Source organism: Xanthobacter aminoxidans (genome assembly GCF_023571765.1).
Classification (GTDB): domain Bacteria; phylum Pseudomonadota; class Alphaproteobacteria; order Rhizobiales; family Xanthobacteraceae; genus Xanthobacter; species Xanthobacter aminoxidans.
Genome location: NZ_JAMJXC010000020.1, coordinates 35,060 through 54,872, shown reverse-complemented (window position 1 = coordinate 54,872; position 19,813 = coordinate 35,060). Strand labels below are relative to the sequence as shown.

At 68.6% G+C, this 19,813-nt stretch carries 16 protein-coding genes; 10 read left to right on the top strand and 6 right to left on the bottom strand.

The genetic code is table 11. The features are described from left to right. Positions 1-11: 11 nt before the first annotated feature. Positions 12-1,871: an AI-2E family transporter gene (locus EJ105_RS22935; RefSeq protein ID WP_250168151.1), complete on the top strand. Its 1,860-nt coding sequence runs from the start codon at positions 12-14 to the stop codon at positions 1,869-1,871. A 15-nt stretch (positions 1,872-1,886) separates the two neighbouring features. Here the strand turns inward: EJ105_RS22935 and EJ105_RS22930 are convergent, their stop codons facing one another. Further along, the gene (locus EJ105_RS22930; RefSeq protein WP_250168150.1) at positions 1,887-6,704 is read right to left on the bottom strand and encodes an NAD-glutamate dehydrogenase; all 4,818 of its coding nucleotides are present in this window, start codon (positions 6,702-6,704) and stop codon (positions 1,887-1,889) included. A 305-nt stretch (positions 6,705-7,009) separates the two neighbouring features. Here EJ105_RS22930 and EJ105_RS22925 point away from each other — a divergent pair, with 305 nt between their 5' ends. From EJ105_RS22925 to EJ105_RS22895, 7 genes are all read left to right on the top strand, one after another. Then, positions 7,010-7,558, top strand: coding sequence for a peroxidase-related enzyme (locus tag EJ105_RS22925; protein ID WP_038225773.1), 549 nt, complete (start codon positions 7,010-7,012; stop codon positions 7,556-7,558). Positions 7,559-7,637: 79 nt separating this feature from the next. Next, a complete protein-coding gene (locus EJ105_RS22920) occupies positions 7,638-8,171 on the top strand; it encodes a hypothetical protein (protein WP_250168149.1) in 534 nt (177 codons plus the stop codon). Between the two features lie 257 nt (positions 8,172-8,428). Further along, entirely contained in the window at positions 8,429-9,199 is a 771-nt protein-coding gene (locus tag EJ105_RS22915; RefSeq protein ID WP_024277826.1) for an ABC transporter ATP-binding protein, read from the top strand. Position 9,200: 1 nt separating this feature from the next. Next, positions 9,201-9,914 (top strand): ABC transporter ATP-binding protein, encoded by a 714-nt coding sequence (locus EJ105_RS22910; protein WP_024277827.1) that lies wholly within the window; start codon positions 9,201-9,203, stop codon positions 9,912-9,914. A 54-nt stretch (positions 9,915-9,968) separates the two neighbouring features. After that, entirely contained in the window at positions 9,969-11,177 is a 1,209-nt protein-coding gene (locus EJ105_RS22905; protein WP_024277828.1) for an ABC transporter substrate-binding protein, read from the top strand. A 123-nt stretch (positions 11,178-11,300) separates the two neighbouring features. Then, positions 11,301-12,182, top strand: a complete 882-nt coding sequence (locus EJ105_RS22900) for a branched-chain amino acid ABC transporter permease (RefSeq protein WP_029555168.1) — start codon at positions 11,301-11,303, stop codon at positions 12,180-12,182. 10 nt (positions 12,183-12,192) lie between these two features. Continuing rightward, complete coding sequence (locus tag EJ105_RS22895; protein WP_394007675.1) at positions 12,193-13,182, top strand: branched-chain amino acid ABC transporter permease; 990 nt, start codon at positions 12,193-12,195, stop codon at positions 13,180-13,182. 94 nt (positions 13,183-13,276) lie between these two features. Here the strand turns inward: EJ105_RS22895 and EJ105_RS22890 are convergent, their stop codons facing one another. From EJ105_RS22890 to EJ105_RS22875, 4 genes are all read right to left on the bottom strand, one after another. Next, positions 13,277-14,422 carry a benzoate/H(+) symporter BenE family transporter gene (locus tag EJ105_RS22890; protein ID WP_250168148.1) on the bottom strand — a complete coding sequence of 382 codons (1,146 nt, stop codon included), beginning with the start codon at positions 14,420-14,422 and terminating at the stop codon, positions 13,277-13,279. Between the two features lie 46 nt (positions 14,423-14,468). After that, positions 14,469-15,317, bottom strand: a complete 849-nt coding sequence (locus EJ105_RS22885; protein WP_250168147.1) for a penicillin-binding transpeptidase domain-containing protein — start codon at positions 15,315-15,317, stop codon at positions 14,469-14,471. Continuing rightward, positions 15,317-16,159, bottom strand: a complete 843-nt coding sequence (gene panB, locus EJ105_RS22880; protein ID WP_024277833.1) for a 3-methyl-2-oxobutanoate hydroxymethyltransferase — start codon at positions 16,157-16,159, stop codon at positions 15,317-15,319. The genes EJ105_RS22885 and panB overlap by 1 nt, the downstream gene beginning before the upstream one ends. A gap of 114 nt (positions 16,160-16,273) precedes the next feature. Continuing rightward, positions 16,274-16,840 (bottom strand): NnrU family protein, encoded by a 567-nt coding sequence (locus tag EJ105_RS22875; RefSeq protein ID WP_250168146.1) that lies wholly within the window; start codon positions 16,838-16,840, stop codon positions 16,274-16,276. Between the two features lie 251 nt (positions 16,841-17,091). Between EJ105_RS22875 and EJ105_RS22870 the strand changes: the two genes are divergently transcribed. Continuing rightward, on the top strand, positions 17,092-17,553 hold the full coding sequence (locus EJ105_RS22870) for a L,D-transpeptidase (RefSeq protein WP_284145604.1): 462 nt from the start codon (positions 17,092-17,094) through the stop codon (positions 17,551-17,553). A 219-nt stretch (positions 17,554-17,772) separates the two neighbouring features. Beyond that, a complete protein-coding gene (gene guaB, locus EJ105_RS22865; protein WP_024277836.1) occupies positions 17,773-19,299 on the top strand; it encodes an IMP dehydrogenase in 1,527 nt (508 codons plus the stop codon). Positions 19,300-19,327: 28 nt separating this feature from the next. Here the strand turns inward: guaB and EJ105_RS22860 are convergent, their stop codons facing one another. Beyond that, on the bottom strand, positions 19,328-19,786 hold the full coding sequence (locus EJ105_RS22860) for an ion channel (RefSeq protein ID WP_250168145.1): 459 nt from the start codon (positions 19,784-19,786) through the stop codon (positions 19,328-19,330). Between the last annotated feature and the right edge of the window lie 27 nt (positions 19,787-19,813).

Sequence of the window (19,813 nt, the reverse complement as noted above, 5' to 3'; positions counted from 1 at the left end):
GAGAGGCGGCGATGCTGCAGTCACAGGATCCGTCGTTGTCCGGCCCGGCCAGAGGCGCCGATCTGCCCGGACGGGACCGGCTGCTCGCCTTCTTCACCGCCATCGCCATCGTGACCGTGCTCTATGTGGGGCGCGACGTGTTCGTGCCCATCGCGGTGGCCATCCTCCTGTCCTTCGTGCTGGCGCCGGTGATCCTGGTGTTGCGGCGGGTGAAGGTGCCGCGGACGGCCGCGGCGGTGGTGGTGGTGATCGCCACCTTCCTCGGCCTGCTGGCGCTGGGCTCCGTGATTGCGCTCCAGACCTCCGATCTCGTGGCCGAGCTGCCGAAATACCGGCTGAACCTCAGCGAGAAGATCCGCTCCGTGAAGGAGGCGACCGGCGGTTCCGGCACCTTCGAGCGGACCATGGACATGATCCAGGACCTCGGCCGGGAACTTGAGGCGCCGGACCCGGCCAAAGCCGTGAGCGAGGAAGGCGGGCCCTTCGCGACCGGCGGGCGGCCGCTGCCGGTGGAAATCCGCGAGCCGCCGCCGGGCACACTCGGCACCCTCTCCGCCGTGATGGCGCCGCTGCTGCACCCGCTCGCGACGCTCGGCATCATCTTCATCTTCGTGCTGTTCATCCTGCTCCAGCGCGAAGATCTCAGAAACCGCTTTGTGCGCCTCGCCGGCGCCCACGACATCCAGCGCACCACGGCGGCGCTGGATGATGCGGGGCGACGGCTGTCGCGCTTCTTCCTGACCCAGGTGGCGCTGAATGCCGCGTTCGGCACGGTGATCGGCCTCGGCCTGTGGCTCATCGGCGTGCCGAGCCCGCTTTTGTTCGGTATCGCCGCCGCGGTGCTGCGCTTCGTGCCCTATGTGGGGGCAGCGGTGGCCGCTGCATTGCCCATCGGCTTCGCGCTGGCGGTGGACCCCGGCTGGACCATGGTTCTGTCGGCGGCCGTGCTGTTCATCGTGGTGGAGCCGCTGGTGGGGCACGTCATCGAGCCATTGCTCTATGGCCGCTCCACCGGCCTGTCGCCGGTGGCGGTGATCGCCGCCGCCACCTTCTGGACCTGGCTTTGGGGCCCCATCGGGCTTCTGCTCTCAACGCCGCTCACCTTGTGCCTGGTGGTGCTCGGGCGTCATGTGGAGAGCCTCGAATTCCTGGACGTCGCCCTGGGCGACCGGCCGCCGCTTTCGGACAGCGAACTTCTCTACCAGCGCCTGCTGGCGGGCGACCCCGTAGAAGCCGCCGCATCCGCCGAGGATGTCCTGCGCCAGACCGATCTCGACGCCTATTGCGACGGCGTGGTTCTGCCGGCGCTGAAGCTGGCCCAGCGCGATGCCGCGCGGGGGGCTCTCGATGCCGAGCGTCAGGCCCGCATTCGCGACACCCTCGCCGATCTCCTCGAGCATCTGCCGGCGTCCGAGGAGAAGGTCGCGGCCGACGGGGAGGGGGCCGACGATGGCCGTCCGCGGCCGGAAGGCCCCTCCGTGCTGGTGCTTCCCGCCCGCTCGGTCCTTGATGAAGCGGCGGCGCAGCTTCTGGTCTACCGGCTGACGGCCGATGGCGTCGCGGCCGAGGCGACCGCACCCGGCAGCGCCCGGCGGCTGGCGGCGGGACAGGCCGGGATGGTCGTCCTCGCCTATCTCTCCCCCGCGACGCCCGCGCACCGCCGCTACACCATCCGCAGCCTCACCCGCGACCGCACAGGCCGGCGCGTGGTGGTGGCCGATTTCATGGCCGAGGGACCGCCACCCGTGCTTCAGGGCGAGGCGGCGGCAGTGTCCACCGTGAGGGGCGCGGTGGAGGCGGCGCAGGTGGACGCGCCCGCGTCGGGGCCTTCCGCTCCCGCACTGGTCCCGGCGCGGGCGGGAGCGGCCTGAAGGGGAGCGCCCCCTTCAGGCCTTCACCAGATCGCCCAGCAGGCTCGCGGCCAGCGTCAGCTTGGAGAGGCTGAGGCCGGACTGGGCGATGTCGCGCACCGTGCGGCGCATGCGCTCCACCTCCTCGCGGCGGCGGGCCACATAGGCGTCTACCGCGGCTTCGCCGGAGATGCCCTCCGCCAGCATCGCTTCGGTGATGCGGCGCAGGAACGTCTCGAGCTGCGCCAGCGAGCGGTCCAGCGCCAGCCGGTCGTAATAGTCCGGCGCCATGATGCTACGCGCCTGGGTGAGCAGGTCGTCGATGGCGAAGTAGCGGCCGGCAGCGAAGAAGGTGCTGGCCGCGCTGGGGATGGCCTTGCCGGTGGTCTCGGCGATGAGCGCGATGTCGGACGCCGCCGCCAGCGCCGGCATGGAAGCAATGCGGCGGGCCAGCTCCTCCGGCACCCGCTGGGCGACGAGATCGGCCACGCGCCCGGCGCGGTCCTTGCGCCAGGCCTCGGGCAGGCTCTCGTCGAGCGCGGCGGCGACCGCCGCGACCCCGCTGCGGTAGCGCTCGACCACGCCGGCGATGCCGTCCGCGAACGAGACGTTGCCAAGGAACCAGATGGTGCGTCCCACCATCAGGTCCTGCACCGCCGCATAGAGCTGGAGCTGGACGTGCCCGTCCACCTTGTTGTCCAGCGCGTCGATGGCGGCGGTGAGTTCCGGCAGGTGATAGCTGTCGCGCACCGCCGCGAAGGCGCGGGCGATGGAGGCGGCGTCCCCGCCCGTCTGGTCGGAGATGCGGGCCATGGCGGAGGGGCCGCCCTGGTTGACGATGGCGTTGGCGAGGCCCGTCGCGATGATCTCCCGATGGAGGCGGTGGGTCTCGATGGCGTGGGGATAGCGGTCCTGCAGTTCGTGCGGGAAGTAGTGGACCAATTCGCCGGAGAGATAGGCGTCGTCCGGCACGCTGGAACCGACGAGGTCGTCCTTTAATGCGAGCTTGGCATAGGCGAGCAGCACCGCCAGCTCGGGCCGGGTGAGATGCTCCCCGCGCGAGCGGCGGTCGGCGATCTCGGCATCGGAGGGCAGGAACTCCACCGCACGGTCGAGTTCGCCGCGTGCCTCCAGCATTTGCATCAGGCGTTGCTGGAAGGCGAGGTCGTCCGCGCCCTTCAGCTCGGCGAGGGACAGAGCGAGGGTCTGGTCGTAATTGTTGACGAGGACGAGGCGCGCCACCTCATCCGTCATCTGCTTCAGCAGCGCCGCCCGGTCCGGCACGCTGAGGTCGCCCATCTCCAGCGGTTTGGCGAGCGCGATCTTGATGTTCACCTCCACGTCGGAGGTGTTCACACCAGCGGAATTGTCGATGGCGTCGGTGTTGAGCCGCACGCCCTTGCGCGCCGCCTCGATGCGCCCGCGCTGGGTCATGCCGAGGTTGGCGCCCTCGCCGATGACCTTGGCATTGAGGTCGGCGGCGGCGATGCGCACCGCGTCGTTGGCGCGGTCGCCGGCCTGGGCGTCGGTCTCGGCGGAGGCGCGCACATAGGTGCCGATGCCGCCGAAGAACAGCAGGTCCACCGGCGCCTTCAGGATGGCGTTGATCAGCTCCGCCGGGGTGGCGCTCGCCTTTGGGAACCGCAGCAGCGCGCGGACCTCCTCGGAGAGGTCGATGCTCTTGGCGCTGCGCGGGAAGATGCCGCCGCCCTTGGAGATCAGGGAGGCGTCGTAATCGGCCCAGGAGGAGCGGGGCAGGTCGAACAGGCGCCGCCGCTCGGCGAAGGCGCGCGCCGGGTCCGGCTCGGGATCAAGGAAGATGTGGCGGTGGTCGAACGCCGCCACCAGCTTCAGCGCCGACGACAGCAGCATGCCGTTGCCGAACACGTCGCCCGACATGTCGCCCACGCCGGCCACGGTGACGGGCGTCGTCTGGATGTCGATGTCCATTTCCCGGAAATGGCGCTTCACCGCCTCCCAGGCACCGCGGGCAGTGATGCCCATGGCCTTGTGGTCGTAGCCCACCGAGCCGCCGGACGCGAACGCGTCGTCCAGCCAGAAGCCGTGACGGGCGGAGATGGCGTTGGCGGTGTCGGAGAAGGTGGCCGTGCCCTTGTCGGCCGCCACCACCAGATAGGGGTCATCCCCGTCGAGCCGCACCGTGTCGGCCGGGGGCACCACGGCGCCGCCCTTCAGATTGTCGGTGAGGTCGAGGAGCGAGGAGACGAACACCTCATAGGCCGCCGTGCCCTCGGCGAACACTGCCTCGCGGGAGCCGCCCACGGGCAGGCGCTTGGGCACGAAGCCGCCCTTGGCGCCCACCGGCACGATGACCGCGTTCTTCACCTGCTGCGCCTTCACCAGCCCGAGAATCTCGGTGCGGAAATCCTGCGGCCGGTCGGACCAGCGCAGGCCGCCGCGCGCCACCTTGCCGAAGCGCAGGTGCACGCCCTCCACGCGGGGCGAATAGACGAACACCTCGTAGAGCGGGCGGGGCAGGGGCAGGCCCTCCACCCTCGCGCTCTCGAACTTGATGGCGATGGGCTCGCGCAGGCGGCCCTGCGCATCCTTCTGGTAATAGGTGGTGCGCAGGGCCGCATCCACGAGGTTCACGAAGCGGCGCAGGATGCGGTCTTCGTCGAGGCTGGACACCTCGGCGAGGGCTTCGTCGATGGCGTCGCGCAGCGGCGCTTCCCGAGAGGCGCGCGCCTCGGCGGAAGTCTCCTGCGCCGGATCGAAGCGGGCGTGGAACAGGCCGACGATGGCGCGGGCGAGGCGGCCGTGGCGGTTCAGCGTCTGCCAGATGTAGTCCTGCGAGAAGGGGATGCCCGCCTGCCTGAGATAGTGGCCGAGCGCACGCACCAACGCCGCCTCCCGGAAGTCGAGGGCGGCATCGAGCACGAGGGCGTTGTAGCCGTCATTCTCCGCCGCGCCGCGCAGCACGGCGTTGAGGCAATCCTCAAGGCGGACGGCCGAGCCCTCCACCGAGATGGTGCCGCCATCCGCCCGCTCCAGCGACATGTCGTGGACCCAGCTCTTGGGGCCGCCGGCGGGCTCGATGCGGAAGGTGCGTTCATTGATGGCCTTGAGGCCCATGTTCTCCAGCATGGGCACCCGCGCCGCCAACGGGAGGGGAGCACCGAACGAGAGGAGGCGCAGGGCGATGCGCCGGTCGTCGTCGCCTTCCCGGCGGTAGAAATCGAGGGCGACAGGCCGCTCCTCGGAGAGGCGCTCCAGCAGCTCGATGTCGGCGAGCGCCGTGGGCACGCCGTAGGCCGCGCGGTAGCCGGGATCGAACGCCTCCACGTAGCGGCGGGCGAGGCGAACCGCGTCGGTGCTGGTCATGCCGGGCAGCGCCGACACGGCGGCCGAAAGGCGGTCGCGCCAGGTGAGGATGGCGTCCGCCACCGCCCGTTCCAGCTCCCCCTTGTCCACCTCCGGGATGCGCCCCTCGGTGCGGCCGATGTCGTAATGCACGCGCGTGAGCGGCAGGCCGGCGACGAACGCCTGCTCGAAGGACGTGACCGTTCCGCCGTAGGACTTTTCGAGGATGGCGCCCACCCGGTCGCGCACCTGCGCATCGAACCGCTCGCGCGGCAGGAAGGTGAGCACGGAGACGAAGCGGTCGAACCGGTCGGCCCGCGCCAGCACCTTCAGGCGCGGCCGGTCATAGAGCGAGAGGATCTCGCGGGCGTGGCCGAGCAGCGTCGGCACGTCGATCTGGAACAGGTCGTCGCGCGGATAGGTCTCCAGCACGGTGGAGAGCGCGCGGGCGGAGTGGCTGTCCGGCTCCAGCCCGGCGCCGCGGATGACCGAATCCGCCTTGAGGCGCAGATAGGGGATCTCGCGCAGGGAATGAGTGTAGGCGGTGGAGGCGAACAGGCCGATGAGGCGCACCTCGCCGATGAGCCGGCCTTTCTCGTCGTGGGCCTTGATGCCCACATAGTCCATCACATCCCGCCGGTGCACCCGCGAGCGCAGGCTGGCCTTGGTGAAGAGGAGCGGGGTGGGGCCTTCCAGGAAGGCGCGGATTTCCGGCGTCGTCACCACCGGCGCATCGCCGAGGCGCAGTTCGTGGACGTCGGGATTGCGCAGGATGCCGAGGCCGCTGTTGGCCTCCGCCTTCAGGCCATCCTCGCTCAGCTCGTAGTGGCGCAGGCCGAGGAAGATGAAATTGTCCTCGGTCAGCCATTCGAGCACGTCGGCGGCTTCCTCGCGGGCGTCGTCGCCATAGGGCCGCTTCTCGCGCCGGTAGCCCTTCGAAAGGCTCTTCACCTGCTTGCGCATGGCGGAGAAATCGAGATTGGCGGCGCGCACGTCGGCGAGGGTTCGGTCCAGTCCCGCCTTCAGCTCCGCCGCCGCGGTCTCGTCGATGGCGGCGACGTGGATGTGGATGAGGCTTTCGCGGTTCTCCTCCGACAGGCCCCGGGGGCCGGGGGGCTCCAGGCCGCGCACCGTGCCGTCGCCGTCCCGCTCCACATGCAGGATGGGGTGGGCGGCGAGCTTCACCACCAACCCGCGGTCGGCCAGCTCGCCGGCGACCGAGTCAAACAGGAAGGCCATGTCGTCGTTCACCGCCTCGATGACGGTGATGGCCGCCCCCGGCAGATCGGGATTGAAGACGCGCACGCTCGGCTGCCCCTTGGGGCGGCCGGCCACATGGGCCCACGCTTCGCGCAGCAGCAGGACGACGCAGGCCGCCGGGAGAGGCGCCAGATCCTCCGGCGCGACGGCGGCGAGGAAGATGTCGGCGAAGCCGGCCGGCAGATGGGGCGCCTCGCGTTCGACGAGCGCTTTCACCGCGGCCAGAGCCGTCTCGTCGTGGAGTCCGTGCGCGCCGGCTTGAAATCCCATGACGTTCATGGCCTTTCCTCACTGTGTGGCCGCCGGCTGCGGGTCCCCCGCTTACGGCGAGCATGACGTTGTGGCCCGGAGCGGCGACGCTGGAATGACGAGGCGACCCAATGGCATCGAAAGTGAAGGCAGTAGGGGGCGTGGAAAAGGCCAAAAGCGCGACTGCCGCAAATAAAGGCAGGCCCGAAACTCAGGCGGCGCCGTCCGGCCGAAAGTCTTCGGCCAAAACTTCTGCACCGAAGACGGCGGTTCCGGCCGCTGAGCCTGCCCGCCAGCGCGACGATCTTCCCGCCGTCGCCCTCGCGATCCCGCCCGCCGAACTCGATGCGTCGAACAAGGCTTATTTCGACAAATGCGTGGAGAAGATCGGCTTCGTGCCGAACGTCCTCCAGGCCTATACGCTCGACATGGCGAAGCTGAACGCCTTCGCCGGCATGTACAATGATCTGATGCTCGCCCCCTCCGGCCTCTCGAAGCTGGAGCGGGAGATGATCGCGGTGGTCGTTTCCAGCATCAACCGCTGCTATTACTGCCTCACGGCGCACGGAGCTGCGGTGCGCCAGCTTTCCGGCGATCCCATCCTCGGCGAGCAGATGGTGATGAATTATCGCGCCGCCCGGCTCGACCCGCGCCGCCGGGCGATGCTGGACTTCGCCGCCAAGCTCACCGAGCGCCCCCACGAAGTGGAGGAAGAAGACCGGGAGGCGCTGCGCAAGGTCGGCTTTTCCGAGCGCGACATCTGGGACATCGGCGCCGTGGTCGGCTTCTTCAACATGTCCAACCGCATCGCCTCGGCCACGGACATGCGCCCGAACGAGGAATATCACGTCCAGGCGCGCACGCCGAAGGGGTGAGGCCCGGCCGAAGGGCTCGCCTGCCGGTCCGGAAAGATATATTCATATAGATATAGTTTTCCGGATCCTGAGGCGCGGCATGGCTCTGGCACGCCGTCTGTTGATGCTTGTGATACCTGCCCTCGTCTGCGCCGCAGTCGCGGCCGTTCCGGCGGTCGCGGCGGCGGAGCCGGGCGGTGAGGATTGCGGCAAGGCGGCATGGCCGCTCGCATCGGCCCGTACCCGCCTTGCGGCGCCGGTTCGGACGGTGGAGGTCGGCGGACGCCTGTCCTTGCCGCTGGAGGGCGCCGTGACGCTCGCCTTGTCGGATCGCGCTTCCGCGGCACTGCCGTTCCCGCCGACCCGGCAGGGGCGGGAATCGCGGGCCGGATTCGCCCGCATCGCCGTGCCCCCGCCTGGCGGCGAATACCAGATCACGGTGTCGGAGGGCGCGTGGCTCGACGTGTTCACGGACGGCAGGCCGCTGGCGCCGATTGCCTTCACCGGCGTGCATGCCTGCCCGGGCGTGCGCAAGAGCCTGCGCTTTCGTTTGCCGGCCGGCGAGGCGGTGCTGGTCGTGACCGATGCCGCCGGCTCCGGTCTCGGCATGGTCATCGATCCCGTTGGACCTTGAGAGCAAAAACAACTTCAGCTCAACCACGGCGGGTATGGCTATTGATTACCTCCTGCCGCAGCGTCTCTCAGACAATAGTGGTAAGATCGAGCTAGACATTCGTCGGCGCGTCGGTCTATTGACGCAGCCGCGGCGGAGCATGATAGCTTGCGCCCCAAGATCAAGCGCACCAGCCAAGGTGCCGAATGTTGCGGAGATCGGCTGGAGCGCGTCGCTTGCGATGTGCGGCCGGGGAACAGCGAGGGCGCCTTACGATCATGGACAGCGTCTCAGACGTGCCCTACATCGTTGAAGCTTCAGGTCTTACGAAGGAATTCAAGGGGTTCGCTGCGGTCAAGAACGTTGACCTCAGGATCCGCCGCCACACCATTCACGCCCTGATCGGGCCGAACGGTGCCGGTAAGACCACGTGCTTCAACCTGATTACCAAGTTTCTGGAGCCGACGCGCGGCACCATCAAGTTGAACGGCCGCGATATTACGCGCACGCCGCCAGCGGATGTTGCGCGGATGGGCATGGTCCGTTCGTTCCAGATCTCCGCCACGTTCCCGTACCTCACGGTGCTGGAGAACGTGCGGATCGCGCTGCAGCGGCCCATCGGCAACTCGTTCCACTTCTGGCAGTCGGAGAAGAGCCTCGAAGCGCTCAACGACCGCGCCATGGAACTGATCGCCGACGTGGACCTGACCCAGTACGCGAAGCACCTCGCGGTGGAGCTGCCCTACGGCCGCAAGCGCGCGCTGGAGATCGCCACCACGCTGGCGCTCGAGCCGGAAATGCTGCTGCTGGACGAGCCCACCTCGGGCATGGGCCGCGAGGATATCGCCCGCACGGCGGACCTCATCAAGCGCGTCTCGGACAACCGCACCATCCTCATGGTGGAGCACAATCTTTCGGTCGTGGCCAATCTCTCGGACCGGATCACCGTGCTTGCACGCGGCGAGATCCTCACCGAAGGCCCCTATGCCGAAGTGTCGAAGAACCCGCAGGTGATCGAGGCCTACATGGGCACCGGTGGAGCGCATTGAGATGGCCGCGAACGGAACGCCCCTCCTCGAGGTGAAGGACCTGCACGGCCACTATGGCGAGAGCCATGTGCTGCACGGCATGACCTTCGACGTTCATCCGGGCGAGGTGGTGACGCTGCTCGGCCGCAATGGCGCCGGCAAGACCACCACCATGCGGGCCATCATGGGCCTGCTGCGCAAGCGCGCCGGTTCCATCCGCTATCAGGGCACTGAAACGGTTGGATTGGCACCCAACAAGATCGCCCGGCTCGGCATCGCCATCTGCCCGGAAGAGCGGGGCATCTTCTCCTCGCTCTCGGTGCGCGAGAACCTTCTGCTGCCGCCCGTGGTGCTACCCGGCGGCCTGACCGTGGACGAGGTGCACGAGCTGTTCCCGCGACTCGAAGAGCGCCGCAACAGCCAGGGCACCAAGCTGTCGGGCGGCGAGCAGCAGATGCTGGCCATCGCCCGCATCCTGCGCACGGGGGCAAAGCTCCTGCTGCTGGACGAGCCCTCCGAGGGCCTTGCGCCGGTGATCGTGCAGCACATCGGCCAGATCATCCGGGACCTCAAGAAGAAGGGGTTCACGGTGCTGCTCGTGGAGCAGAATTTCCACTTCGCCTCCACTGTCGCCGATCGCCACTACGTGGTGGAGCACGGCCGTGTGGTGGACATGGTGGAAAACGACAAGATCGCGGAAAACGCGGCTCGTCTCGAAGCCTTTCTCGGCGTCTGACGCCGGGTTTCCGACAGCGAGAAAATCCGGTTCCAGCCGGAGGGAGGACACATCATGCGTCTTGCAGCCGTATTGCTGGCCGCCGCCAGCGTCGTCGTTGCCGCTGGCGCCGCCAAGGCCCAGGTTCCCGTCAAAATCGGCGTTCTCAATGACCAGTCGGGCCTCTACGCCGATCTCGGCGGCCAGGGCTCCGTGTGGGCCGCCAAGAAGGCGGTCGAGGACTTTGGCGCCGCCGCCAAGGGCCTCAAGGTGGACGTGATCTTCGCCGATCACCAGAACAAGGCCGACGTCGGCACCTCCATCGCCCGCCAGTGGTACGACGTGGACGGCGTGGACGTCATCCTGGACGTGCCGAATTCCGGCGTCGCGCTGGCGGTCAGCGGCGTGACCAAGGAAAAGAACAAGGTCTTCATCAATTCCGGCGCGGCCACTTCCGACCTCACCGGCAAGGCCTGCACGCCCAACACCGTGCACTGGACCTACGACACCTGGGCGCTGGCCAACGGCACCGGCAAGGCGATCGTGAAGACCGGCGGCGACACCTGGTTCTTCCTGACCGCCGACTATGCCTTCGGCCATGCGCTCGAGCGCGACACCTCGAAGGTGGTGGCGGAGAATGGCGGCAAGGTGGTCGGCTCCGTCAAGGTGCCGCTCAACAACGCCGACTTCTCCTCCTTCCTGCTGCAGGCGCAGTCGTCCAAGGCCAAGGTCATCGGCCTCGCCAATGCCGGCGGCGACACCATCAACTCCATCAAGCAGTCGGCGGAATACGGCATCGTCGAGGGCGGCCAGAAGCTCGCCGGCCTCCTCATCTTCCTCACCGACGTGCATTCGCTGGGGCTGAAGACCGCCCAGGGCCTGACCCTGACCGAAGCCTGGTACTGGGACCAGACCGACGCCAACCGCAAGTTCGCGGACGCCTTCGCCGCGGCCAACGGCGGCAAGCGTCCGACCATGGTGCAGGCGGGCGTCTACGCCGGCACGCTGCACTATCTGAAGGCGGTCGAGGCCCTGAAGTCTGCCAAGGACGGCGCCGCCGTTGTGGCCAAGATGAAGGAAATCCCCACCGACGACCCGCTGTTCGGCAAGGGCGAGGTGCGCGTCGACGGCCGCACCATTCATCCCATGTATCTCTATGAGGTGAAGAAGCCCTCCGAATCCAAGGGGCCGTGGGACTACTACACCCTGAAGGCGACCATCCCCGCCAACGAGGCGTTCCGTCCGCTCTCCGAGAGCGACTGCCCGCTCGTCAAGAAGGGCTGATCCAGAATCCGGATCGGGCGGGTCCTCAGGGCCCGCCCGATCCTTCTCCTCCGTGTCCGGTACCCCCAGTTCCGGTTGTCGCTTGCGGTTTCCGCCGTTTCCTCCTGACGAGACGGGTCTTCGATGTTCGAGCTCATCGGCATTCCCCCCCAGGCCCTGTTCGGGCAATTGCTCCTGGGTCTAATTAACGGCGCCTTCTACGCCATGCTGAGCCTCGGGCTCGCGGTGATTTTCGGCCTTTTGAACGTCATCAACTTCACCCACGGCGCGCAGTACATGATGGGCGCGTTCGGGGCGTGGATGCTGCTGAACTATGCCGGCATCCCCTTCTGGGGGGCGCTCGTGCTTTCGCCCATCATCGTGGCGATCATCGGCATGGTCATCGAGAGGACGCTGCTCAAACGGCTGTACCATCTCGATCATCTCTATGGCCTGCTGCTGACCTTCGGCCTCGCCCTCATCCTCGAGGGCCTGTTCCGGCGGCAGTACGGCTCCTCGGGCCTGCCGTACAACAACCCGCTCCCGGGTGGCACCAATCTCGGCTTCATGTTCCTGCCCAACTACCGCGCCTTCGTGGTGGTGGCCTCGCTGGTCGTCTGCCTCGCCACCTGGTTCGTGATCGAGCGCACCAAGCTCGGCTCCTACCTGCGCGCCGCCACCGAGCGGCCGGACCTGGTGCAGGCCTTCGGCATCGACGTGCCGCGTATGATCACGCTCACCTACGGCTTCGGCGTGGGCCTTGCGGCGCTCGCCGGCGTGCTTGCAGCCCCGGCCTATCAGGTGAGCCCCACCATGGGCTCGAACCTCATCATCGTGGTGTTCGCGGTGGTGGTGATCGGCGGCATGGGCTCGATCATGGGCGCCATCGTCACCGGCTTCGGCCTCGGCGTCGTGGAGGGCCTGACCAAGGTCTTCTATCCCGAGGCATCGTCCACCGTGATCTTCGTCATCATGGCCATCGTGCTCATGGTGAAGCCCGCCGGCCTGTTCGGCACGGCCAAGTGAGGGCTGCTACATGAGCTCCGCAACCCATCCCGCCTCCGCCCCCGCCACCTCCGGCGCCGGCTCCAACGTCATGCTCCTGTTCGCCGTCGCCGCGGTGGCGGTGCTACTTGTGGCGCCGTTCGGCGTCTATCCCGTGTTCCTGATGAAGGTGATGTGCTTCGCGCTGTTCGCGTGCGCCTTCAACCTGCTGCTGGGCTACACGGGCCTCCTGTCGTTCGGCCACGCCATGTTCTTCGGCGGGTCGGCCTACATCTGCGCCCACACCACCAAGGTGCTGGGCTTCACCCCCGAGCTTGCCATTCTCTCCGGCGTCGCCTTCTCGGTGGTGCTGGGCTTCCTCGCGGGGCTGCTGTCCATCCGCCGGCAGGGCATCTACTTCGCCATGGTCACGCTGGCTCTGGCGCAGATGTTCTTCTTCTTCTGCCTGCAGGCGAAGTTCACCGGCGGCGAGGATGGCCTTCAGGCGGTGCCGCGCCGGCCGCTGTTCGGCGTCATCGACATCAGCCAGGACATCCACCTCTACTACTTCGTGCTGGCGATCTTCCTGTTCGGCTTCTTCGTCATCTACCGCACCATCCATTCGCCCTTCGGGCAGGTGCTGAAGGCGATCCGCGAGAACGAGCCGCGCGCCATCTCGCTCGGCTACCGGGCCAACCAGTACAAGCTGCTTGCCTTCGTGCTCTCGGCGGCGCTGGCGGGTCTCGCCGGCTCCACCAAGGTGCTGGTGTTCCAGCTCGCCTCGCTCACCGACGTCGCCTGGCAGATGTCGGGCGAGGTGGTGCTGATGACGCTGGTGGGCGGCATGGGCACCGTGCTCGGCCCTGTGGTTGGCGCGGCGGTGATCGTGACCATGCAGAACTATCTCGCCGGTCTCGGCGAGTGGGTGCTGGTGATCCAGGGCGTCATCTTCGTGCTCGCCGTCTCGCTGTTCCGCCGCGGCTTCGTCGGCGAGGTCATCGCGATCTGGCAGCAGATGAAGGCCCGCAAGGCCAACAGCTAGGCCGTCAGTCGCCGGCCCCGGGGCCGGCCCGACATCCTCCCACCCCGCGGGCGCCCGTCGCTCGCGGGGTTTTTCATTTCAGGGCCCGCTCCCGTCAGCGGCGGCGCACGGTATCCATGGCGAACACGGCGAGGCCGGCGGCCAGCCCCCACACCGGGGCGCCGAGGCCGAGGGCACTGATTCCCGACGCCGTGGTGGCGAAGGTCACGATGGCGGCGGTGCGGTCCTTGTCCACGCTGAGCGCCGCGGTGAGTGAGCCGGTGAGGGGAGCGATCAACGCCAGCCCCGCGATGGTCGCGACCAGCGCCGGTGGCAGCGCCGCGAACACCGCGACCAGGGAGGCCCCCGCCGCGGCCAGCAGCAGATAGAACAGGGCATAGACCGGCCCCGCCTTCCATCGCGCCCGCGGGTCCGGGTCGCAGTCCGGCCCCGTGCACAAGGCGGCGGTGATGGCGGCGAGATTCGAGGCATGGGCACCGAACGGCGCGGTGAGCACCGAAGCGATGCCGGTGGTGGCGAGGATGGAGCGCACGGGCGGCACGTAGCCGCTGGCGGTGAGCACGGCGAAGCCGGGCAGATTCTGTGACGCCATGGTCACGAGGAACAGCGGCAACGCGATGCTGAGGAGCACGCCGCCGTCGAATTCCGGCGTCACCCACACCAGCGCCGACAGCTCCGGCGCGGGCATCGGTCCCACCACGCCCAGCCCGAGGGCCGCGCCGATGCCGGCGACGAGCGCCGCCGGCACGGACCAGCTCGGCGCCAGCCGGCGGGTGAGGAAGAAGGCGGCCACGACAGGCAGCACCAGCAGCGGGCTCTTCACCGCATGTTCGGCCAGCGCCGTGACGAAGCGCACCAGCACGCCCGCCAGCATCGCCGCCGCCACCGCCACGGGAATGCGGGCCACCAGCGTGCCGAGCGGCTTCACCGCGGCGCAAGCCACCATGAGGAGCCCAGCCACCAGGAAGGCCCCCACCGCCCGCTCCATGCCGATCCCCGCCCCGAAGGCAGCCAGCAGGGCCGCGCCCGGCGTGGACCAGGCGGTGATGATGGGCAGGCGGTGGCGGATGGACAGAAAAGCGCTCGATCCCGCGATCGCGAGACAGAGCGCCGCCACCCAGGACGACGCCTGCGCTGGGCTCGCGCCCACTGCCGCGGCGGCGGAGAGAATGAGGGCGAGGGTCCCGCCGAAGCCCACGAGGGCGGCGACGAAGGCCGACACGATGGCGGAGACCGGCACGCTCAACTCCTCGCGGATATCTATCGGAAGGCCTCAGCCGGCAGGCTCAGGGGGCCTGAGCCGACAGGACCGGGACGAGCGCCGCCAGCGTCTGCCGCCGTGCCACCAGTCCGAGGGATTCGGGGGAGGCCATGTCGAGGGAGGTGTAGCGCACGAACACGGCGGTGTGGCCGTCCTTCCTCGCGAAGCCCACGAACCAGCCGAACGGGCGCGACCGGTCGATGCGTCCGTCCGGGAAGCGCCCGAAGCCGGAGCCGGTCTTGCCGAAAGTGAGCCAGCCGGCGGGCTGCTCGTCGATGGCCATGATGCGGATGGTCTCGTCGACCGCGTCGGCCGAAACCGGCAGCTGGCCCTTCAGCATGCGGCGCAGGAAGTCGATCTGCTCGCGCGGGGAGATGACGAGGGAGGAGGAGATCCAGTAGCGCTTGCCGGGCTCCGCCTCGCCCTTCACCCCGCCCATGTTCTCGTTGCCGTAAGTGAAGACCTTGAGATAGTGGGCCATCCGCTCGCCGCCGAGCTCGGCGGCCAGTACCTCGGAATACCAGACCACCGAGTTCTTCATCCAGGAGCGGGGCGTCTGCGGCCCGCGCGTGACCTCCCGCTCGAGGTCGGCACCGGGCGGGGGCTCGTAGACAGGCTTGCTGTCGCTCTTGAGGATGCCGGCGTCGTAGCCCATCAGCGCCAGAACCACCTTGAAGGTGGAGTTGGGTGGATGCCGCGCGGCGCACAGCCCCTGCTTCGCCAGTACCCGGCCGCTGTCGAGATCGGTGACGAGCAGGCAGTCCTCGGCCGCGGCCGCCGGGCGCATCGCGAGGAGCGCCGGGGCCAAAACGAGGGACAGGGTGAGGGCGAGGCGGGCGAGGGGCGTTGCCGCCCCGGAGCGCATCCGCCCCATCAGGAGGCCTTGGCCGGCTTGTCCACCAGGCGGGGTGCGTAGGTGTGCTCCTTGGCCGGGAAGGTGCGGGCGCGCACTTCCTCGGCATAGGTCGCCACCGCCGTCTCGATGGCCGGGCCGAGGTTCGCGTACTTCTTCACGAACTTCGGCACCCGGTCGCCGAGGCCCAGCATGTCCTCCAGCACCAGGATCTGCCCGTCGCAGGCCGGCGAGCCGCCGATGCCGATGGTGGGGCAGGGGACTTCCTCGGTGATGCGGCGGGCGAGCGGCTCGGCGATGGCCTCCAGCACGATGGAGAAGGCGCCGGCCTCGGCGATGGCGCGGGCGTCGTCGAGGATGATGGAGGCCTCGGCATCGTCGCGGCCGCGCGCCTTGAACGAGCCGAGCGTGTTGATGGCCTGCGGGGTGAGGCCCACATGGCCCATCACCGGCACGCCGCGATCCACCAGGAAGCGCACGGTCTCGGCCATGCGGCGCCCGCCTTCGAGCTTCACCGCGCCTGCGCCGGTCTCCTTGAGCACGCGGGCGGCGGTGTGGAAGGCTTCGGTCGGGCTCGCCTCGTAGCTGCCGAAGGGCAGGTCCACCACGATGAGCGCGCGCTGCGTGCCGCGCACCACCGCGCGGCCGTGGACGATCATCATCTCCACGGTGACGGGGACGGTGGTCTCCAGCCCGTGCATCACCATGCCGAGGCTGTCGCCGACGAGGATCAGGTCCACGTGGCGGTCGAGCAGGCGCGCCGTATGCGCGTGGTAGGAGGTGAGCGACACGATGGGCTCTCCCCCCTTGCGGGCCTGGATCTCGGGCGCGGTGACGCGGCGGGCGTCGGCCTGAATGGACATGGCGTTCCTCTTGGCTTGGCCGCCGTCTTGGCTGCGGCCGGGGTCGTTCGCGGCTCCGGCGGGAGCCGTCCTCACCTGTACGTTGTTCTTGTTCCCCTGCGGCGTTGGCCGCTTCTACATCACCGGCACGCCGACGACGTAGGGATGGAATAGGTAGGCGAGGGCGAGATAGAGCACCAGCCCCCCGCCCACCACCAGCGCGTCGCCGGCCCAGTTCTTCGGCGCCACCGGGGCCGGCAGGTCGCGCCGCTTCAGCGAGATGCGGTCGAACACCGCCCAGGCCAGCACCGCGCCGAACAGCACGATGGAGGCGAGGTCACCATTGGCGAGCAGATGCGCCACCGCCCACGTCTTCACGCCCACCAGCATGGGGTGCTTGAGCCAGGCCTTCACATGGCTCGGCACATAGGCGGCGACGATGGAAATGGCGGCGAACAGCATCAGGAGCAGCGTGAGGTGCCGCATCCCCACCGGCGGGTTCCACACCTGCATGGGGCCGGAGGCACGCCACAGCGCGTAGCCATAGGCCGTGAGAAGGAGGCCGGACGCCGCCAGCAGGGAATAGAAGCCCTTGTAGGGGCCTTCCCCCAATTGGGCGATGAGGCCGGCGCGCAGACCCCGGACAGTCGTCACCAGATGGATGCCAAGGAAGACCACGAGGCCGAGCAGCATCATCACCATGGGGCAGGTCTCCTTCAGGCGCGGACCCGAAACATCCGCCGCCGACGGGCGGACCTTAGTGGGGCTGGAGCCGGATGGAAACGGGGCACCGACGCCCGGCCGCCGGCATCGGCCAGATGTCCCTGCGGCAGCAACACCTTGCGCGCGGTTGCAAGCGTGGCACTATGGCTGACGGGAGGGTAACGGGCATGAGTCTACCGTTGGTTGTGCGGCCGCGTACCGGCCGGGCCGAGGCAAGGCGTCTGCCCGCGATGCGCCCGTCGCCGGCTTTCGGCAGATGGCTGGCGTCGCTTCTCCTCGCGGTCTCGCTCATATGGGTGCTGGCCTTTGCCGCGCCCGCCTCCGCCGGCACCGCGGCCGTGGTGGCGCGGATCGACCTGTCGCGGCAGAACATGACCGTGAGCGTGAACGGCATGCCGCAATATTCCTGGCCGGTCTCCACCGCCCGCCGCGGCTATGTCACGCCCACTGGCGCCTACCGGCCCCAGCGCATGTACCGCAGCTATTTCTCGCGCAAATATTACAACTCGCCCATGCCCTACTCGATCTTCTTCAACGGGGGCTACGCCATCCACGGCAGCTACGAGGTCAGCCGCCTCGGTGCGCCGGCCTCGCACGGCTGCGTGCGGCTGCACCCGTCCAATGCCGCGACGCTCTATTCCCTGGTGCAGACCTACGGGGCGGGAAACACGCTGATTCTCGTCACCCGCTGAGACCGCCGCTTTTCCGGCTCCTCGTCCGGCGCATGCGTGCCCTGCGGCGAATCCCTCGCAACAGGTCTTCTATTCGTCGCGCACCCATGGTATCGGCCACTGCCAACTCGTAGCGAGGTTCTTAAGCCCCTCGGCCAGCCCACGGCTGGGTCCAGGCTCAGTCCCTCGTTCCGGCCCCGATCCAGCGGTCGCGTTCCGCGCCGCCACCAGGAGTTGGCCATGACGACCCCCAATGGGACCGCGCATTCGTCCGCAATCGACAGCCGCTCGCGCTTCCGCGAGGCGCTGACGTTCGACGATGTGCTGCTGACGCCCGGCGCCTCCGAGGTGATGCCCGGTCAGGTGGAGATCACCACCCAGCTCACCAAGACCATCAGCCTCAACATGCCGATCATTTCCGCGGCCATGGACACGGTGACCGAATCGCGGCTCGCCATCGCCATGGCGCAGGCTGGCGGTATCGGCGTCATCCACCGCAATCTCTCGCCCGAGATGCAGGCCGAGCATGTGCGGCAGGTGAAGAAGTACGAATCGGGCATGGTGGTGAACCCCGTCACCATCCACCCCGACCAGACGCTCTCCGACGCGCTCGACCTGATGAAGCGCTATTCCATCTCCGGCATTCCGGTGGTGGAGCGGGGCACCGGCGGCATCGCCGGCCGTCTCGTCGGCATTCTAACCAACCGTGACGTGCGCTTCGCCCGCGATCCCGCCCAGCGCGTCGCCGAGCTGATGACCAAGGACCGGCTGGTCACCGTCCGCGAGGGCCAGGTGAACCAGGACGAGGCCAAGCGCCTGCTGCACCAGTACCGCATCGAGAAGCTGCTGGTGGTGGACGCGGACGATCGCTGCGTCGGCCTCATCACGGTGAAGGACATCGAGAAGGCGGTCGCTTACCCCAGCGCCGCCAAGGACGAGCAGGGCCGCCTGCGCGTCGCCGCCGCCACCACGGTGGGCGAGGACGGCTTCGAGCGTACCGAGCGCCTGATCGACGCCGGGGTGGACCTCGTGGTGGTGGACACCGCCCACGGCCATTCGCGCAAGGTGCTGGACCAGGTTTCTCGCATCAAGAAGCTCTCCAACCGCACCCAGATCCTCGCCGGCAACATCGCCACCTCGGACGGCGCCAAGGCGCTGATCGATGCGGGCGCGGATGCGGTGAAGGTGGGCATCGGCCCCGGCTCCATCTGCACCACCCGCATCGTCGCCGGCGTCGGCGTGCCCCAGCTCACCGCCGTGATGGACGCGGTGGAGGCGGCTCTCGCCACCGGAACGCCTGTCGTGGCGGACGGCGGCATCAAGTTCTCCGGCGATCTCGCCAAGGCGCTGGCGGCCGGCGCGTCCGCCGCCATGGTGGGCTCGCTGCTCGCCGGCACCGACGAGAGCCCGGGCGAGGTGTTCCTGTTCCAGGGCCGCTCGTACAAGTCGTACCGCGGCATGGGCTCGGTGGGCGCCATGGCCCGCGGCTCGGCCGATCGCTACTTCCAGGCCGAGGTGCGCGACACCCTGAAGCTGGTGCCGGAAGGCATCGAGGGCCAGGTGGCCTACAAGGGCCCGGTGGGTGCCGTGCTCCACCAGCTCGCCGGCGGCCTCCGGGCGGCCATGGGCTATGTGGGCGGCAGCAACCTGAAGGAGTTCCGCGAGCGCGCCCGCTTCGTGCGCATCTCCTCGGCCGGCCTGCGCGAGAGTCATGTGCACGACGTGACCATCACCCGCGAGAGCCCGAACTACCCGACCAGCGTCTGAAGCGGCCTGGGACTCGCACCGGCGCGGCTCAGCCCGTGCCGGTGTTGCCCCCGCGCATCCGGACCACGAATTCCACCAGGAAGGCCGTGGACCAGGCCACCATCATCGGACCGATGAGCGATTCGAAGCCGGCCACGGCCCGGAACGCCTTAGCGATGGTTACACCGTCAGGGCCGAGCGTGGTGTAGGTGGACAGGGAATAATAGATGGCGTCCCGCGGGTCGCCGATTGCGTCGAGCAGCACATAGGCGGCAGCCCAGATGCAGACTTCCGCGAGGTGCACGAGGCTGAGGCTGAGCACCGTCGCGCTGATGATGGCGGCCTCGACGAAGACGTGGTCGACGTAGACTTTTCCTCTGATGCGGTGCGTGAGGCGCCGACGGATGACCGTCAGCGCGATCGCATGGGTGACGACCGTCAGCATCGCCAGCACGACGCAGGTTGCGACCACCGCCAGAACCGCGCCCGAACCGATCGCCCCATGCATGTCCCAAGCCCACTCCCGCTTCAAAGG

Bases quoted from the DNA above. Each gene is read 5' to 3' on its own strand.
- EJ105_RS22935 (WP_250168151.1), top strand. From the start codon at position 12: ATGCTGCAGTCACAGGATCCGTCGTTGTCCGGCCCGGCCAGAGGCGCC.
- EJ105_RS22930 (WP_250168150.1), bottom strand. From the start codon at position 6,704: ATGGGATTTCAAGCCGGCGCGCACGGACTCCACGACGAGACGGCTCTG.
- EJ105_RS22920 (WP_250168149.1), top strand. From the start codon at position 7,638: ATGGCTCTGGCACGCCGTCTGTTGATGCTTGTGATACCTGCCCTCGTC.
- EJ105_RS22915 (WP_024277826.1), top strand. From the start codon at position 8,429: ATGGACAGCGTCTCAGACGTGCCCTACATCGTTGAAGCTTCAGGTCTT.
- EJ105_RS22910 (WP_024277827.1), top strand. From the start codon at position 9,201: ATGGCCGCGAACGGAACGCCCCTCCTCGAGGTGAAGGACCTGCACGGC.
- EJ105_RS22905 (WP_024277828.1), top strand. From the start codon at position 9,969: ATGCGTCTTGCAGCCGTATTGCTGGCCGCCGCCAGCGTCGTCGTTGCC.
- EJ105_RS22900 (WP_029555168.1), top strand. From the start codon at position 11,301: ATGTTCGAGCTCATCGGCATTCCCCCCCAGGCCCTGTTCGGGCAATTG.
- EJ105_RS22895 (WP_394007675.1), top strand. From the start codon at position 12,193: ATGAGCTCCGCAACCCATCCCGCCTCCGCCCCCGCCACCTCCGGCGCC.
- EJ105_RS22885 (WP_250168147.1), bottom strand. From the start codon at position 15,317: ATGGGGCGGATGCGCTCCGGGGCGGCAACGCCCCTCGCCCGCCTCGCC.
- panB (WP_024277833.1), bottom strand. From the start codon at position 16,159: ATGTCCATTCAGGCCGACGCCCGCCGCGTCACCGCGCCCGAGATCCAG.
- EJ105_RS22875 (WP_250168146.1), bottom strand. From the start codon at position 16,840: ATGGTGATGATGCTGCTCGGCCTCGTGGTCTTCCTTGGCATCCATCTG.
- EJ105_RS22870 (WP_284145604.1), top strand. From the start codon at position 17,092: ATGCGCCCGTCGCCGGCTTTCGGCAGATGGCTGGCGTCGCTTCTCCTC.
- guaB (WP_024277836.1), top strand. From the start codon at position 17,773: ATGACGACCCCCAATGGGACCGCGCATTCGTCCGCAATCGACAGCCGC.
- EJ105_RS22860 (WP_250168145.1), bottom strand. From the start codon at position 19,786: ATGCATGGGGCGATCGGTTCGGGCGCGGTTCTGGCGGTGGTCGCAACC.